Origin of the sequence: Micromonospora sp. CPCC 206171 (genome assembly GCF_036906755.1) — a bacterium.
GTDB lineage: Bacteria > Actinomycetota > Actinomycetes > Mycobacteriales > Micromonosporaceae > Micromonospora > Micromonospora purpureochromogenes.
On sequence record NZ_JBAKHT010000021.1, the window covers coordinates 1 to 13,321 of the forward strand.

General features: G+C 75.1%; 17 protein-coding genes. 6 read left to right on the forward strand and 11 right to left on the reverse strand.

Annotated elements, in window-relative coordinates; all coding sequences use genetic code 11:
• Positions 1–557: 557 nt before the first annotated feature.
• Positions 558–1,349, reverse strand: coding sequence for a DedA family protein (locus tag V6U89_RS21970; RefSeq protein ID WP_334573233.1), 792 nt, complete (start codon positions 1,347–1,349; stop codon positions 558–560).
• 80 nt (positions 1,350–1,429) lie between these two features.
• Between V6U89_RS21970 and V6U89_RS21975 the strand changes: the two genes are divergently transcribed.
• The 3 genes from V6U89_RS21975 to V6U89_RS21985 all read left to right on the forward strand — a co-directional run bounded on the left by V6U89_RS21975 (position 1,430) and on the right by V6U89_RS21985 (position 3,687).
• A complete protein-coding gene (locus V6U89_RS21975; protein WP_334573234.1) occupies positions 1,430–2,134 on the forward strand; it encodes a carbon-nitrogen hydrolase family protein in 705 nt (234 codons plus the stop codon).
• Between the two features lie 102 nt (positions 2,135–2,236).
• Positions 2,237–2,881 (forward strand): phosphotransferase, encoded by a 645-nt coding sequence (locus V6U89_RS21980; RefSeq protein ID WP_334573235.1) that lies wholly within the window; start codon positions 2,237–2,239, stop codon positions 2,879–2,881.
• Positions 2,878–3,687 carry an MOSC domain-containing protein gene (locus V6U89_RS21985; protein ID WP_334573236.1) on the forward strand — a complete coding sequence of 270 codons (810 nt, stop codon included), beginning with the start codon at positions 2,878–2,880 and terminating at the stop codon, positions 3,685–3,687. The genes V6U89_RS21980 and V6U89_RS21985 overlap by 4 nt, the downstream gene beginning before the upstream one ends.
• A 6-nt stretch (positions 3,688–3,693) precedes the next feature.
• Here the strand turns inward: V6U89_RS21985 and V6U89_RS21990 are convergent, their stop codons facing one another.
• The 6 genes from V6U89_RS21990 to V6U89_RS22015 all read right to left on the reverse strand — a co-directional run bounded on the left by V6U89_RS21990 (position 3,694) and on the right by V6U89_RS22015 (position 8,873).
• Positions 3,694–5,133, reverse strand: a complete 1,440-nt coding sequence (locus V6U89_RS21990; RefSeq protein ID WP_334573237.1) for a serine/threonine-protein kinase — start codon at positions 5,131–5,133, stop codon at positions 3,694–3,696.
• Between the two features lie 121 nt (positions 5,134–5,254).
• Positions 5,255–5,458, reverse strand: a complete 204-nt coding sequence (locus V6U89_RS21995; RefSeq protein ID WP_154937752.1) for a hypothetical protein — start codon at positions 5,456–5,458, stop codon at positions 5,255–5,257.
• 2 nt (positions 5,459–5,460) lie between these two features.
• Entirely contained in the window at positions 5,461–6,516 is a 1,056-nt protein-coding gene (locus V6U89_RS22000; RefSeq protein WP_334573238.1) for a LacI family DNA-binding transcriptional regulator, read from the reverse strand.
• 138 nt (positions 6,517–6,654) lie between these two features.
• Positions 6,655–7,503: an SAM-dependent methyltransferase gene (locus V6U89_RS22005; RefSeq protein WP_334573239.1), complete on the reverse strand. Its 849-nt coding sequence runs from the start codon at positions 7,501–7,503 to the stop codon at positions 6,655–6,657.
• A gap of 110 nt (positions 7,504–7,613) precedes the next feature.
• Positions 7,614–8,501 carry a helix-turn-helix domain-containing protein gene (locus V6U89_RS22010; RefSeq protein WP_334573240.1) on the reverse strand — a complete coding sequence of 296 codons (888 nt, stop codon included), beginning with the start codon at positions 8,499–8,501 and terminating at the stop codon, positions 7,614–7,616.
• A gap of 129 nt (positions 8,502–8,630) precedes the next feature.
• Positions 8,631–8,873: a DUF397 domain-containing protein gene (locus V6U89_RS22015; protein WP_334573241.1), complete on the reverse strand. Its 243-nt coding sequence runs from the start codon at positions 8,871–8,873 to the stop codon at positions 8,631–8,633.
• A gap of 270 nt (positions 8,874–9,143) precedes the next feature.
• Here V6U89_RS22015 and V6U89_RS22020 point away from each other — a divergent pair, with 270 nt between their 5' ends.
• Entirely contained in the window at positions 9,144–9,794 is a 651-nt protein-coding gene (locus V6U89_RS22020) for a GGDEF domain-containing protein (RefSeq protein ID WP_334573242.1), read from the forward strand.
• Positions 9,795–9,821: 27 nt separating this feature from the next.
• Here the strand turns inward: V6U89_RS22020 and V6U89_RS22025 are convergent, their stop codons facing one another.
• The 3 genes from V6U89_RS22025 to V6U89_RS22035 all read right to left on the reverse strand — a co-directional run bounded on the left by V6U89_RS22025 (position 9,822) and on the right by V6U89_RS22035 (position 11,223).
• A complete protein-coding gene (locus V6U89_RS22025; RefSeq protein WP_334573243.1) occupies positions 9,822–10,295 on the reverse strand; it encodes an SRPBCC family protein in 474 nt (157 codons plus the stop codon).
• Positions 10,279–10,626: an ArsR/SmtB family transcription factor gene (locus tag V6U89_RS22030; protein WP_179804495.1), complete on the reverse strand. Its 348-nt coding sequence runs from the start codon at positions 10,624–10,626 to the stop codon at positions 10,279–10,281. Before V6U89_RS22030 ends, V6U89_RS22025 begins: the two co-directional genes overlap by 17 nt.
• A 102-nt stretch (positions 10,627–10,728) precedes the next feature.
• Complete coding sequence (locus tag V6U89_RS22035) at positions 10,729–11,223, reverse strand: type II toxin-antitoxin system PemK/MazF family toxin (RefSeq protein WP_334573244.1); 495 nt, start codon at positions 11,221–11,223, stop codon at positions 10,729–10,731.
• A gap of 95 nt (positions 11,224–11,318) precedes the next feature.
• On the opposite strand from V6U89_RS22035, the gene V6U89_RS22040 reads away from it, so the two are divergent.
• Positions 11,319–11,921 carry a DUF4291 domain-containing protein gene (locus V6U89_RS22040; protein WP_334573245.1) on the forward strand — a complete coding sequence of 201 codons (603 nt, stop codon included), beginning with the start codon at positions 11,319–11,321 and terminating at the stop codon, positions 11,919–11,921.
• Positions 11,922–12,003: 82 nt separating this feature from the next.
• Here the strand turns inward: V6U89_RS22040 and V6U89_RS22045 are convergent, their stop codons facing one another.
• Positions 12,004–12,741 carry a class I SAM-dependent methyltransferase gene (locus V6U89_RS22045; protein ID WP_334573246.1) on the reverse strand — a complete coding sequence of 246 codons (738 nt, stop codon included), beginning with the start codon at positions 12,739–12,741 and terminating at the stop codon, positions 12,004–12,006.
• A gap of 42 nt (positions 12,742–12,783) precedes the next feature.
• On the opposite strand from V6U89_RS22045, the gene V6U89_RS22050 reads away from it, so the two are divergent.
• Complete coding sequence (locus V6U89_RS22050; protein ID WP_334573247.1) at positions 12,784–13,299, forward strand: NUDIX hydrolase; 516 nt, start codon at positions 12,784–12,786, stop codon at positions 13,297–13,299.
• Positions 13,300–13,321 lie beyond the last annotated feature (22 nt).

Sequence of the window (13,321 nt, forward strand, 5' to 3'; positions counted from 1 at the left end):
GGTGACGGGGCCGGCGAAGACGCCACCGGCGAAGGCCAGACCAGCGATACCCAGCACGCTCTTACGCAGAATGGTGGTGTTCATCAGAAGTGGCTCCATTCGGGGGTTGGCACCCAGGCTCGATGGGGGTCGAGCGGGTGCAAGCACCACGACGGCGCTCAAAGAATTCAAGGGGGAAAGTCTTCGCCCGGCAGGCTTCACGAGCGGGGGGCTCGGCGCCGGGTCCATGTGTAACGACCGGCGGCCCACCATCATTCCGGGGGCCCGGCATCCCGGGCCGGCCACTCGATGGGGCCAGGCCAGCGGGTGCTGCTGCGATCGTCCAGGTGATGTAACGACCCCGGCCCGGCCACCATTCCGCCGCCCGGGTGCCGCCAGTCACGGGACGACCCGGACCGGCTCGCCCAGACCCGGACATCGTCGGCACCCAAGCGCCCCGGAATCGGACAGTCCGTGCGTGAGCACCTGGCCGGCCAGCCAGGTCGGGCGCGGCCCCACCGAACCGGACAATCGTGCACGGACGGACCTTGAGGCCCGAACGCAGGACGTACCGGGGGTCAGGTGTCGCGGCGCCAGGAGGAGGCGCGGTAGACGGTGCCGCGGTGACCGCTCACCTCGCCGACCTGCATCGGCCCGGCCGGCGCCGGGTCGAACGGGTCGGGGGACGCGACGGCGGAGGCGCGGGCCCGGCGGGCACGGCGCACGCGGGTGACGACGAACCAGGCCGCGGCGGCCACGCAGGCGGCGATGACCAGTTTCTGGAACGAACCGACGTAGGACTCGACCACGTGCCAGTTCTCGCCCAGCAGGTAGCCGGCCAGCACGAAGGTCGTGTTCCAGATCAGACTGCCCAGCGTCGTGTACAGCAGGAAGGTGCGCGCCGGCATCCGTTCCACCCCGGCCGGCACAGAGATGAGGCTGCGGAAGATGGGGATCATCCGCCCGAAGAACACCGCCTTGACGCCGTGCTTGAGGAACCACGCCTCGGTCCGGTCGACGTCGCTGAGCTTGACCAGCGGCAGCCGGGCGGCGATGGCGCGCATCCGGTCGCGGCCCAGGGCGGCACCGATCAGGTACAGCACCCACGCGCCGACCACCGAGCCGAGCGTGGTCCACAGGATCGCCCCGACGAGGCTCATCTTTCCCTGCGCGGCGGCGAAACCGGCCAGCGGAAGGATGACCTCGCTCGGGATCGGCGGGAAGAGGTTCTCCAGCGCCACGGCCAGCCCGGCGCCCGGGCCGCCGAGCCGCTCCACCAGTCCGGTGACGTAGCCGACCGGACCTTCCGCGGACGGTTCGGAGGTGGACACGACCGCGCGGGGGTGGAGCGCCAGCGAGCCAGGGATCATGGACCAAAGTTACGAGCCGGCGCGCGCCTCGACCACGTTCGGTGCCCGCGCCGAGGGAGATCCAGCAAGGGAGCCGAGTCGTGCGTACGCCGTTCACCCTCGCGGTGGCCCAACCCCGCTGCGTTCCGTACGACGTCGCCGCCAACGTGGCGGCGCACGCCGCGCTGGTCCGCGCCGCCGACGCCCGGGTGGTGCTCTTTCCCGAGCTCTCCCTGACCGGGTACGAGCTGGACGCTCCCCCGCTCGACCCGGCGGACCCCCGGCTGGCGCCGCTGGTCGCGGCGTGCCTGGCGACGGGCACGCTGGCGCTGGCCGGGGCACCGGTCGCCGACGACGCGGGTGCGGCGTACATCGGTGTGCTGGCCGTGGACGACGGCGGCGCGCGGGTGGCGTACCGGAAGATGTTCCTGGGTGGGGCGGAGGCCGCGCGGTTCGTGGCGGGCCGGGAGCCGGCGGTGGTCGAGGTGGACGGCTGGCGGTTGGGCCTGGCCGTCTGCAAGGACACCGGGGTGGTGGAGCACGCGGCGCGGACCGTGGCGCTCGGGGTGGACGCGTACCTGGCCGGGGTGCTGGAGGCGCCCGCGGACGCCGCGGTGCCGGACGCCCGGGCCCGGCGGGTCGCCGCCGAGCACGGCGTGTGGGTGGCGACCGCCAGCTTCGCCGGGCCGTCCGGCAGCCACTACCCGCGAAGCGCCGGCGGCTCCGGGGTGTGGCGGCCCGACGGCACGCCGGTGGTCCGCGCCGGCGCCGCGCCCGGCGAGGTCGTCCGCGCCACCCTCCACTGACCACGGTCGGCCGTCGACCTCGCCCCGGCGGCGGCCGGCCGGACCGGCGGGGCCGCGCGGGCGGAGGCCACGCGAGGCGGGGCCGCGGGTTACCGTGAGCCGATGCTCGCCGTCACGCCGCTCGCCTCCGGCCGGGTCGCTGACGTGTACGCCCTCGGTGCGGACCGGGTGATCCGCCGCTGTCGCGACGGCGGCGACGTCCGTGCCGAGGCGGACCTTATGGCGTACCTGCGCGCGCAGGGCTACCCGGTGCCGGAGGTGTTCCGGGCCGACGGACCCGACCTGGAGATGACCCGGCTGGCCGGGCCGACGCTGGCCGAGGCGCTCGTCACCGGCGTCGTCGACATCCGGTCCGGCGCCCGGATCCTGGCCACCCTGCACGACCGGCTGCACGCCCTGCCCACGCGGGCCTCTCCCGATCCGACCGCCCGGGTCCTGCACCTGGATCTGCACCCGGAGAACGTCCTGGTCACCGCCGACGGGCCGGTGGTCGTCGACTGGGGCAACGCCGGCGAGGGCCCGCCGGAGCTGGACGTGGCGATGACCGCGCTGATCGTCGCGGAAGTGGCCACCGACCCAGCCTCGCCGTACGCCGCGCTGGCCGGCGACCTGCTGACGGCGTTCCTGGCGGAGGCCGGGCCGGTCCGGCTGTTGGACGGGGCGGTGGGCCTGCGCGCGCGGACGGGGCCGCTCGACGCGCGGCGGCTGGCGCAGGCCGCGGCCCGGGTGTGGACGGCCCACGAATGACCGGCGGCCTCGGGGAGCTCTGGCGCTACCCGGTGAAGTCGATGCTCGGTGAGCCGCTGACCGCCGCGACGGTCGACGAGCGGGGGGTGGCCGGGGACCGCCGCCTCGCCCTCGTGGACCGCGCCACCGGGCGGGTGGCCAGCGCCAAGCAGCCGCGGCTGTGGCGGCGCCTGCTCACCGTCCGCGCGGCCGGCGGCGCCCCCGATCCGGTACGCCTCACCCTCCCCGACGGCACGGTGCTGACCACGGTGGACGACTGGGCGGACGACGCCCTCTCCGGGCTGCTCGGTCGGGCGGTGCGGCTCACCGCGACGGTGCCGGACGACGCCGTGCTGGAACGGGCCGACCCGGACGCGGTGCTGTCGGCCGGCGTGGCGGCGGTGACGCCGACGACGCAGAGCCGGCTGGGCGGGGCGGCCCCACCGGGCAGCCTGGTCGACTTCGCGCCGGTGCACCTGGTCGCCACGGCCACCCTGGCCGCGCTCGGGTCGGTCGACCCGGTGCGGTACCGGCCGAACCTGGTCGTCAACGCCGGCCCCGCCTTCGTGGAGAACGGCTGGGTGGGTCGGGAGCTGCGCGTCGGCGCCGAACTGGTGCTGCGGGTGGTGGCGCCCACCCCGCGCTGCGCGGTGCTCACCCTGGCGCACGGACCGCTGCCGCCCGACCCGGAGGCGTTGCGCGCGGCCGCCCGACTCAACCGGGTGGTGCCGCTGCCGGCGCTCGGGCCGCAGCCGTGCGTCGGCGCGTACGCGGTGGTGGTGCGGGCGGGTCGGGTCGAGGTCGGCGACCCGGTCGAGGCCGTCTGAGCCGGGTCAGTCGTTGCCCCGCGAGCGCGGCCAGCCGGCCAGCAGGTCGCGCAGCTCGGCGGCGGTGCCGTCGTCGATGCGGTCGTTCTCGACCGCCTCGGCGAGCCGGCCGGCCAGCTCCCGCAGCCGCTTGAGCCGGTCCTTGGGCTTGCCCTCCTCCAACTCCGTGAGCTTGTCGCGCAGCTCGTCGGCGGTCTTCGGGTCGATGTCGCCGGCCGCCTCCGCCTGGTCGAGCAGGACCGCGAACTCGTCGGCGAGCTGCCCCACCGTGCGTGGCGCCGGCCGTTCGTCCCGCGACGGCGGGGCGGTGGACGGCTCCGCCGACGGGGTCGGCTCGACGCTGGGCTCGTCCTGCACGGCGGTGATCGGCGCGGCCGGGGTGCGGTGGTCCGGCCCGTCGTCGAGGACGAGCACGCCGACCAGGCCGAGCAGCAGCGCGACGCCGGCCGTGACGAGGACGCCCAGCGCCCGGTTCGGGCGGCGCGGCCGAGCGGCGACCGGGGGCGCGGGACGGCCGGCGGGCGGCCGGGGCGCCCCGACGGCCCGGTCGACGAGGGTGGGTTGCGGGGGCGCCGGCACCGTCGGGAGCAGCGCGGTGGGCGGCTCGGCCGGTCGGCCGGCGCCGAGCCGGGCGGCGAGCTGCGCGGCGGTGGGCCGGCGGGCCGGGTCGACGGCCAGGCAGGCCATGGTGAGCTCGGCGATGTCCGCGGGCAGCCCGGGGATCCGCAGCGGTGGCACCGAGGTGCGCCGCGCGTGCACCTCCAGGGCGTCCTCCCAGGTCTGTACCGGCAGCGGGGCCCGGCCGGTGAGGGTGCGGTAGAGCAGCGCGCCGAGGGCGTACACGTCGCTGGCCGGGTCCGGTGGGCCGGGCGTCAGCCGCTCCGGCGCGAAGTAGGCGGGGGTGCCCATCATCAGCTCGCCGGTCTGGCCGGCCAGCGGGTGCCGGGGACCGGCGAGGGCGGCGATGCCGAAGTCGAGGACCTTGGCACCGGTCTCGGTGAGCATGACGTTGGCCGGCTTGACGTCGCGGTGCACCACGCCGATCCGGTGCGCGGCGGCGAGCGCGGCCGCCACCTGACCGGCGACGCGGACCGCGTCCGGCCAGGCCAGCGGGCCGGCGGTCAGCCGGTCGGCGAGGCTGCGCCCCTCGACCAGCTCCATCACCAGGTACGGCACGACCACGCCGTCGGGCAGGGTCGCCTCGCCGTAGTCGTAGACCTGCGTGACGTGCGGGTGGGTGAGCCGGGCGGCGGCCCGCGCCTCGCGCTGGATGGTGGCCCGCAGCTGCGGATCGGCGGCGAGCTGCGCGACGAGGGCCTTCACCGCGACGGGGCGGTGCAGCACCTCGTCGTCGGCGCGCCATACCTCGGACATTCCGCCGAGGCCGATGGGCGCGCGCAGGACGTACCGATCGTGCAGGCGCGCGGCGGGCGTGAGCGACGACATGATGCTCCAGTCTGCCCGGCCCGCCCGGTCGGCCACCAACCGTCGTGCCCGGTTGAGTGTCGTCTGGCCGGAAAAGCACCCTACCGGGTGCTTACCGGAGTGGCCTCGGCCACCCCGGCGGTCAGGGGCGGCAGGTCGGGGCGGGCGCGGGCGCCGGCTCGGTGAGGTCGGCGAGCCGGCGCAGTGCGTGCGCGGCCGCGAGCCGGACGGGCGCGAGGCGGTGGCGACGGGCCCGCTCGGGGCGTACCGGCGCGTCCGGGCGGGCCGAGTTGACGTGGCGGGTGACCGCGTCGATGGCGAGGGTGAAGCCGGTCGGCTGTTCCATGGTCAACTCCTCGGTACGGGACGGGTGGAGGTGCGGACGACCAGCTCGGTGGGGAGCAGGATCTGCCCGGCGGCGGCGTCCACCGGCGGGTCGAGCAGCAGTTCGGCGGCGATCCGGCCCTTCTCCTCGGCCGGTTGCCGGACGGTGGTGAGGCCGGCCGCGGCCGCCTCGGCGACGTCGTCGAAGCCGGTGACCGAGACCGTGGCGGCCCGCTCCCCGAGGGCGTCCAGGGCACCGAGCGCGAGCACGTCGGAGGCGGCCAGCACGGCCGTCGGCGGATCGTCGCCGGCGAAGAAGCCGGCCACCGCCTCGGCCCCGGCGGCGCGGCTGTTGCCGGTGGCGTTGAGCAGCGTGAGGTCGGGCCAGTCGACGCCGACCGCGGCCAGGGCGTCGGCGAAACCGGCCAGGCGACCTCGGGTGGTCGGGTGCCGCGCGGCGTCGGCACCGGCGAGCCGCACCGGCCCCGGTGGCGCGTCGGGCAGCACCGTGTCGGCGAGCAGCGCCACCCGGCGATGCCCCAGGCTGACGAGGTGGTCGGCGACGGACCGGGCGGCGGCCCGCTCGTCGATGCCGACGTACCGCTCGGCGCCGGCGTCGTCGTCGGCGGGGGGCGCGGTGGTGACGAAGGGCAGCCCGCGACCGCGGATCACGTCCAGTGCCCAGTCCTCGTCGGCGGCGCAGTAGACGCAGAACCCGTCGACCGCCGCGTTCTCCACGGCCGCCCTGGCCTGCGTCGCCCCGGTGGGCAGCGGCACGAGCAGCAGGCTGGTGCCGTGCCGTTCGGCCGCGGCGGCGACACCGGCCAGGAACCGGACGGCGAACGGGTCGGTGAAGGCGTACGACAACTGCGAGGTGAACAGGACGCCGATCGCGCCGGCGAAGCCCCGCCGCAGCGAGCGGGCCGTCGGGTTCGGGCCCGGGTAGCCGAGCTGCCGGGCGGTGTCGAGGATCCGGGTGCGCAGCGCCGCCGAGAGCTGGTCGGGGCGGCAGTACGCGTTGGAGACGGTGCTGCGGGACACACCGACCGCCGTGGCCACGTCCTGGAGTGTCGGTCGCACCCGGACCCCCTTCTGGATCGATTCAGTCTGGATCGATTCAGAGACTAGCCGGACCGGCTCGGGGCGGTCAAGGAGAAACGGACGCCACATGACGAACGGTGCCGGCCGCAGCCGACGCCGTTCCTCGGGAAACCGGGCTCAGGGCTTGCGGGCGACCCCGCCGTACATGCTGACCTCCGCCACCGAGGGACGCGGTTGCGGCTCGGCCTCGGCCCGCCACTCCGCGACCGAGCAGAGGCCGGGCTCGACCAGCTCCAGCCCCGCGAAGAAGCCGGTGAACTCGTCGAGGGTGCGCAGGTTGATCAGCCCGTGCGGGCCGCCGCCCCGCGCCGCCGCCCTGGCCTCCGCGGCGACGGCCGGCGGGAGGTATTCGTGGGTGGCGTGCGACGCGGCGAGGTAGCTGCCGGACGGCAGCGCCGCCAGCAGGCGGCGCACCACCGCGTACGGGTCGTCGGCGTCCGGGACGAAGTGCAGGATCGCCACCAGCATCAACCCCACCGGCTGGGACAGGTCGATGGTGCGCAGCAGGTCCGGGTGGCGCAGGATCTTCTCCGGGTCGCGCAGGTCGGCGTCGATGTAGGCGGTGGCGCCCTCGGGCGAGCTGCTCAGCAGCGCCCGGGCGTGGGCCAGCACGATCGGGTCGTTGTCGACGTAGACCACCCGGGACTCCGGCGCGAGCCGCTGGGCGACCTCGTGGGTGTTGTCGGCGGTCGGGATGCCGGTGCCGATGTCGAGGAACTGCCGGATCCCGGCCTCGCGGGTGAGGTGGCGGACCGCCCGCTGGAGGAAGCGCCGGTTCTCCAGGGCGCTGGTACGGATGGTCGGGAAGCGGGCCGAGATGGCATCACCGGATTCCCGGTCGGCCTGGAAGTTGTCCTTGCCGCCGAGCCAGTAGTTGTAGCGCCGGGCGGGGTGCGCCACCGAGGTGTCGATCCGGTCGCTCGGGTGGGCGGCGGCCGTGGTGGCACCCGGGGCTTCGGTGGTCACGTGTCGCCTCCATGACTCTGCGCCATCGCGCGTGATGACGTCCGTCCACTGTCACCGGTCGCGGCCCATGGTAGAGGCATCCCCGCACGCCCTGCCGCCCCGGGCGGCGGTCACGCCGGGTAGAGCTCGTCGCGGAGCCGGGCCAGGATCTCCGGCGTCCGCTCCGGCGGCGCCGCCTCGACGCAGAGCCGCTCCATCGCCACCGCGTAGTAGTCGAGGTCGTCGCGCTTGTCGAGGTAGATGGCGCTGGTGAGCTGCTCGATGTAGACGATGTCGGGCAGGTCGTCGTCGCCGAACCGCAGGATGGTGAACGCCCCGCCGGCGGCGGCGTGCCCACCCGCGGCGAACGGGATGACCTGCAGCCGCACGTGCGGCGACCGGGTGGCCTCGATCAGGGCGTCCAGTTGGCCGCGCATCACCGCCGGCCCGCCGATCGGCCGGCGCAGGGCGGCCTCGTCGACCACCGCCCACACCTGTGGCGGGACGGCGCGGCGCAGCAGCTCCTGTCGGCGCAGCCGCAGCTCCACCCGCCGGTCGACCTCCGTGGCCGGGGCGTGCCGGTGGCCGAGCAGGACGACGGCGCGGGCGTACGCGGCGGTCTGCAACAGGCCGGGAATGAACTGCACCTCGTACGTGCGGATCAGCGAGGCGGCGGCCTCCAGGCCGAGGTACGCCTGGAACCAGCTGGGCAGCACGTCGCCGTACCGGTGCCACCAGCCCGGACTGTTGGCGTCGCGGGCGAGTTTGAGCAGCGCCTCCCGCTCGTCGGCGGCGCTGACCCCGTAGAGGGTGAGCAGGTCGGCGACGTCGCGTTCCTTGAAGCCGACCCGGCCCAACTCCATCCGGCTGATCTTGGATTCGGAGGCCCGGATCTCCCAGCCGGCGCCCTCGCGGGTGACGCCACTGGCCTCGCGCAGGCGGCGCAGCTGGGCGCCGAGCAGCATGCGCAGCACGGTGGGCCCGGTTGCCGGTCCCCCCTCCGCGGTCGCCATCGCCACGTCGCCCTCCACCTGCTCGGCCGTGCGCCGGCCGAGCGCCCCACCCCCGACCGACGTGTAAGCATGCCATGGACGGTGGGTGATGCGAACTCCTCCGCGCGGCCGAGATGGTCCCGCCGGCGGGACCGACTACCGATCGATCAGGTTGTCGAAGTCCCCGTCGCGGGCGCCGAGGACGAACGCGGCGATCTCGTCCACTGTGTAGATCAGCGCGGGACCCTCGGGATGGCGGGAGTTGCGGACCGCGATGCCCGTCCTGCCGGGGAGTTCGGCCAGCTCGACGCAGTTGCCGCTGGGGTTGCTCCGCCGACTCTTCTGCCACCGCAGCTCGGGGAGGTGGGTGACGGGAACGCCGTTCTGGGGCTGCTGCATGAGGGGTCTTTCTGTGCGGTGATGAGCCGTCCGGTGTCGCACATGGAGGGTGTCGCGGCGGGTAGGACGGCGACGCCGGATCAGGCCGTGCTGCACGTGCATCTGCTATTGCATCTGCAATGGACAGCGAGCATGATAACCCACGTGTGCGGTACCCGACCGTTCACTGTCAGTTACCCCAAACCCGGGCAGCCTCCTGGGAGAACGACGGCCGGGCACCGCGCGCCGGCCGGCGTCCCGGGTCGTCCGCCGACGCCGCGAGGAGGTTTCGTGCCGGATCCGCTGAGCGTCGCGTCCGGCATCTCCGCGGCGGGTGCGCTCGTCTCGCTGTGGCAGCTGCGCCGCCGGGCGCTGCGGGCGGAGGCGGAGATCGAGTACCTGCAGGCGGAGCTGGCCGCCGAGCGGCACGCCGCCAGCCACGACCCGCTGACCGGCCTGCCCAACCGGCGCGCCTTCTACCGGATCGCCGCCGCGCTGCTCACCGACGCCGGCGGGCGGCCGCTGATCGCCGTGGTGCTCGACCTCAACGACTTCAAGCAGGTCAACGACCGCTACGGGCACGCCGCCGGGGACCAGGTGCTGGTCAGCGTCGCGCAACGGCTCACCGCCTTCGCCGGGGACAACCTGGTCGCCCGGCTCGGCGGTGACGAGTTCGCCGGCCTGCTGAGCAGCCCGTCGGTCGACCGGCGCTGGATCGACCACGCCACCCGCCAGCTCTGTGCGGCGATGGCCGCGCCGATCCCGGTGGGCGGGCGCAGCGTACGGGTCACCGCGTCGGTCGGCCTGGCGCCGGTCAGCGGCCCGACCCAGCTCACCGAGGCGCTCTGCGCCGCCGACGCCGCGATGTACCGGGCGAAGGGCGTGACGGCCCGCCGGTCCCCCCGACAGCTCCTGGACACCCCGCGCCTGGCCGAGTGCTGAGCACCCGGCCGGGCGTCGTCGGGCCGCTCAGACCAGCGTGGCGAGGTACTCCTCCAGCGCCCGGTACGACTGCCGCGCGCCCTCCTCCATACCCGAGCCCACCATCGCGTCCCGCTCGGCTGCGGTGTCGAAGCGGGTGGTGCCGGTGACCATCGTGCGGCCGTCCTGCTCGGTGAAGACGAGTGTCTCCACCGCCACGTGACCGGGCGCGCCCTCGAACTCGAAGGTCTGCACGATCCGCTCGGGCGCCGCGATCTCGCGGAACTCGCCGCGGAAGGCGTAGGAGTTGCCGTCCGGGGCGTGCTCGACGAACCGGTACCGGCCGCCCACCCGGAAGTCGATCTCGACGTCGAGCGGGTTGCCGCGACCCCACCACCGGGCCAGGTGCGCGGGGTCGGTGTGCGCCGCCCAGACCATGTCGCGGGGCGCGTCGAGGACCCGGGTGAGCACCACCTCGCGGTCGGTGGGCAGCGCGACGGTCAGGTCACCGGTCGGGTTCATGGTTGTTCTCCTTCAGCTCTCGCAGGTAACCGTCCAACGTGTCGTACCGGTCGTCCCAGAGCCGGCGGTACTGGTCGACCCACTCGGCGAGGACCCGCAACGCCGCCGGCTCGATCCGGCACCGCCGCCACTGCGCCTCACGGGTGCGCACGATCAGCCCCGCCGCCTCCAGCACGTTCAGGTGCTTGGAGATCGCCTGCATCGAGATCGGGAACGGCGCGGCAACCTCGTTGACCGTCGCCTCGCCGGCGGCCAGGCGGGCCAGGATGGCCCGGCGGGTCGGATCCGCGAGGGCGGCGAAGACGGCGCCGACCTGATCTGGTGAGGTCACTGTAATCAACCACCTGGGTTATAAACCGATAAGTTGAATGTACTCGTCGGGGGTGCCATGTCAAGGACAAACGCGCGAATTCAGCTCGGCCGAGCGACCTCGTCAGCGCCAGCCGTAGCCGGCGCGCAGGGCCTGGCCGATCCGGTCGAAGCGACCCCGGTCCAGCACCGCGCCCTCGCGCCGGATGCTGTCCTCGCGCATGGTCAGCACCCGGTCGAGGCGGATCCAGCTCGGGCGCTGGTCGCGGTCCCACTCCCCCGGGCCGAGCGCCAGCCAGTGCCGCTGACCGTCGCGCTCGCTCTGGCTGGAGAGCATCAACCCGAACAGCGTGCGGCTGTGCCGGCCGACCACCAGCACCGGGCGGTCCTTGCCCTGCCGGGGGTCGTCCTCGTACGGAACCCAGGTCCAGACGATCTCACCGGGGTCGGCCCGGCCGTCCCGCTCCGGGGCGTACGTCAGCTCCCGGCGCTGCAACGCGCCGACCTGGCGGCGACGGGCCACCTGGGCCGGAATCCGGCCGGCGGTACCGGCCGGCGCGGCCGCACCCCCGGTCACCCGACCGAGCCGGGCGACGACGTTCCTCAACAGACCTGCCACGGGCGGCAGCCTAGCCCCACCGCCGCCGCGGCGCCCGGCCCGCCCGCCGGGTAATCCGCTCGACCGGTGGCGGGCCGGGTGGCGAGGATCGGGGCGTGCAGGTTCCCCAGCGGCAGATCCGGGCCCGCTTCACCGACACGACGCTGACCGTCTACCAGGCGTACCCGCCGGAGATCGCGGCGGCGGCGCTGGCCGCCGGCCGGTTCTGCCCCCCGTTCCGGCGCGGCCGGATGACCTGGATCAAGCCCTCGTTCCGGTGGATGATGTACCGCTGCGGCTGGGCCACCAAGCCGGGCCAGGAACGGGTGCTGGCGGTCGAGCTGACCCGCGCCGGCTTCGAGTGGGCGCTCGAGCGGGCCTGCCCCAGCTCCCCCGACCCGGCCCGGCACGCCGACCGGGCCGCCTGGGCCCGGGAGCTGAAGCGCAGCGACGTGCGGGTGCAGTGGGATCCCGAGCGGTCGCTGCGGCTGGCCCCGCTGTCGTACCGGTCGCTCCAGCTCGGGCTCGCCCGCGCCGCCGCGGACCGGTACGTCGACGAGTGGGTGGTCGGGCTGACCGACGTCACCGCGACGGCACGGGAGATCCGGGCGCTGCTCGACGCCGGCGACGACCGGGCCGCGGCGGCGCTGCTGCCCGACGAGCGTCCCTATCCCCTGCCGGCCGGGCTGGCCGCCACGATCGGCGCGACGCCGAGCTGAGCAGCCGGTCAGGCGATGACCGCACCGGCCACGGCGGTGACCGCGGTGGCGGCAGCGCCGGTGCGGCGCCGACCCGGACGGGTCAGTGCGGACGGCGGGCCAGCACCAGGGTGGTCCGCAGGTCCAGCGTCACCGTGCCGCCGAAGCCGTCCACCGCCGCGCCGACCGCCGCCAGCACCCGCTCCCGCAGCTCCGGCGGGCGGCGCAGCTGCGGCGAGAAGGTGCGGACCAGGCCCTGGTAGGCGGCCGTGGTCAGCGGCACCGGACGGCGGAACCGCTCGGTGCGGACCTCGACGAAGAGCCCACTGGCGGCGACCTCCGCGCCGAACCAGCCCTCCGGGCGGTCGTACTGCCGGTCCGGGTCCACCGACTCGAACGCCGCCCGCAGCGCGGCCGCCCGGGCCGGGTCGACGTAGTCGTAGCGGTGGGCGAAGAGGGCCAGGGTGCCGCCCGGGGCGAGCGCGTCGTGCGCCCGCCGGCACCGGGTCGCCGGGTCCAGCCAGTGCCAGGCCATCGCGCAGGCCAGCAGGGGCACCCCGCCGGGCGGCGGCGTCCACTCCTCGAACGGGGCCACCACCACCTCGACCCCCGGGTGGCGGGCCGCCAGCACCGCGGCCATCCGCCGGTCCGGCTCGACGCAGGTCAGCGGCGCGCCCAGCCGGGCCAGCAGCCCGGTGGCCAGGCCGGTGCCCGCGCCGAGCTCGACCAGTCGGGGCGGCACCCGCCCGTGGTAGGCGAGGATGGCCTCGGCGAGCGCGGGCGGGTAGTCCGGCCGCGCGTCGTCGTAGTCGCCCGCCACCTCGCCGAAGAGCTCCGCCACGACCGCCATCCTGCCACCGGTCGACCCGTCCGAAGGAGAGACATGATCGAACTGCCGGGAGACCTGCCGGTCGTCGAACGCACCGCCGTCCGGCTGGTGGTGCGCGACGCGCAGGACCGGATCCTGCTCTTCCACACCCGCGATCCGGACCATCCCCGCCTCGGCACCTGGTGGGAGCTGCCGGGCGGCGGAATGGATCCCGGCGAGACGTACGCCGAGACCGCGGTGCGGGAGCTGCGGGAGGAGACCGGCTTCGTGGTCACCGCCGCCCGGCTCGGCCCGCCGACCTGGCGGCGGCGGGCCAGCTTCATCCACCGGCAGCGCCGGCACCTGCAGGACGAGGTGGTGATGACGGTACGGCTCGACGCCGCCGGGCCGGACGTCGACGGCGCCGAGCGGCTGGACTACGAGGTGGAGGACTACTTCGGCTTCCGCTGGTGGACGGTCGACGAGGTGGTCGGCAGCGCGGAACGCTTCTACCCGGGCCGGCTGCCCGCGCTGCTCCCCCGGTTCCTCGCCGGCCAGGAGATCGACGAGCCGTTCGAGCTGTGGTCCTGAGCGGGGGTGCCGACCGGGCCGG

Coding starts and splice junctions, on each gene's coding strand:
- V6U89_RS22050 (WP_334573247.1), top strand. CDS start 12,784: ATGATCGAACTGCCGGGAGACCTGCCGGTCGTCGAACGCACCGCCGTC.
- V6U89_RS21980 (WP_334573235.1), top strand. CDS start 2,237: ATGCTCGCCGTCACGCCGCTCGCCTCCGGCCGGGTCGCTGACGTGTAC.
- V6U89_RS21985 (WP_334573236.1), top strand. CDS start 2,878: ATGACCGGCGGCCTCGGGGAGCTCTGGCGCTACCCGGTGAAGTCGATG.
- V6U89_RS21995 (WP_154937752.1), bottom strand. CDS start 5,458: ATGGAACAGCCGACCGGCTTCACCCTCGCCATCGACGCGGTCACCCGC.
- V6U89_RS21970 (WP_334573233.1), bottom strand. CDS start 1,349: ATGATCCCTGGCTCGCTGGCGCTCCACCCCCGCGCGGTCGTGTCCACC.
- V6U89_RS22025 (WP_334573243.1), bottom strand. CDS start 10,295: ATGAACCCGACCGGTGACCTGACCGTCGCGCTGCCCACCGACCGCGAG.
- V6U89_RS22015 (WP_334573241.1), bottom strand. CDS start 8,873: ATGCAGCAGCCCCAGAACGGCGTTCCCGTCACCCACCTCCCCGAGCTG.
- V6U89_RS21990 (WP_334573237.1), bottom strand. CDS start 5,133: ATGTCGTCGCTCACGCCCGCCGCGCGCCTGCACGATCGGTACGTCCTG.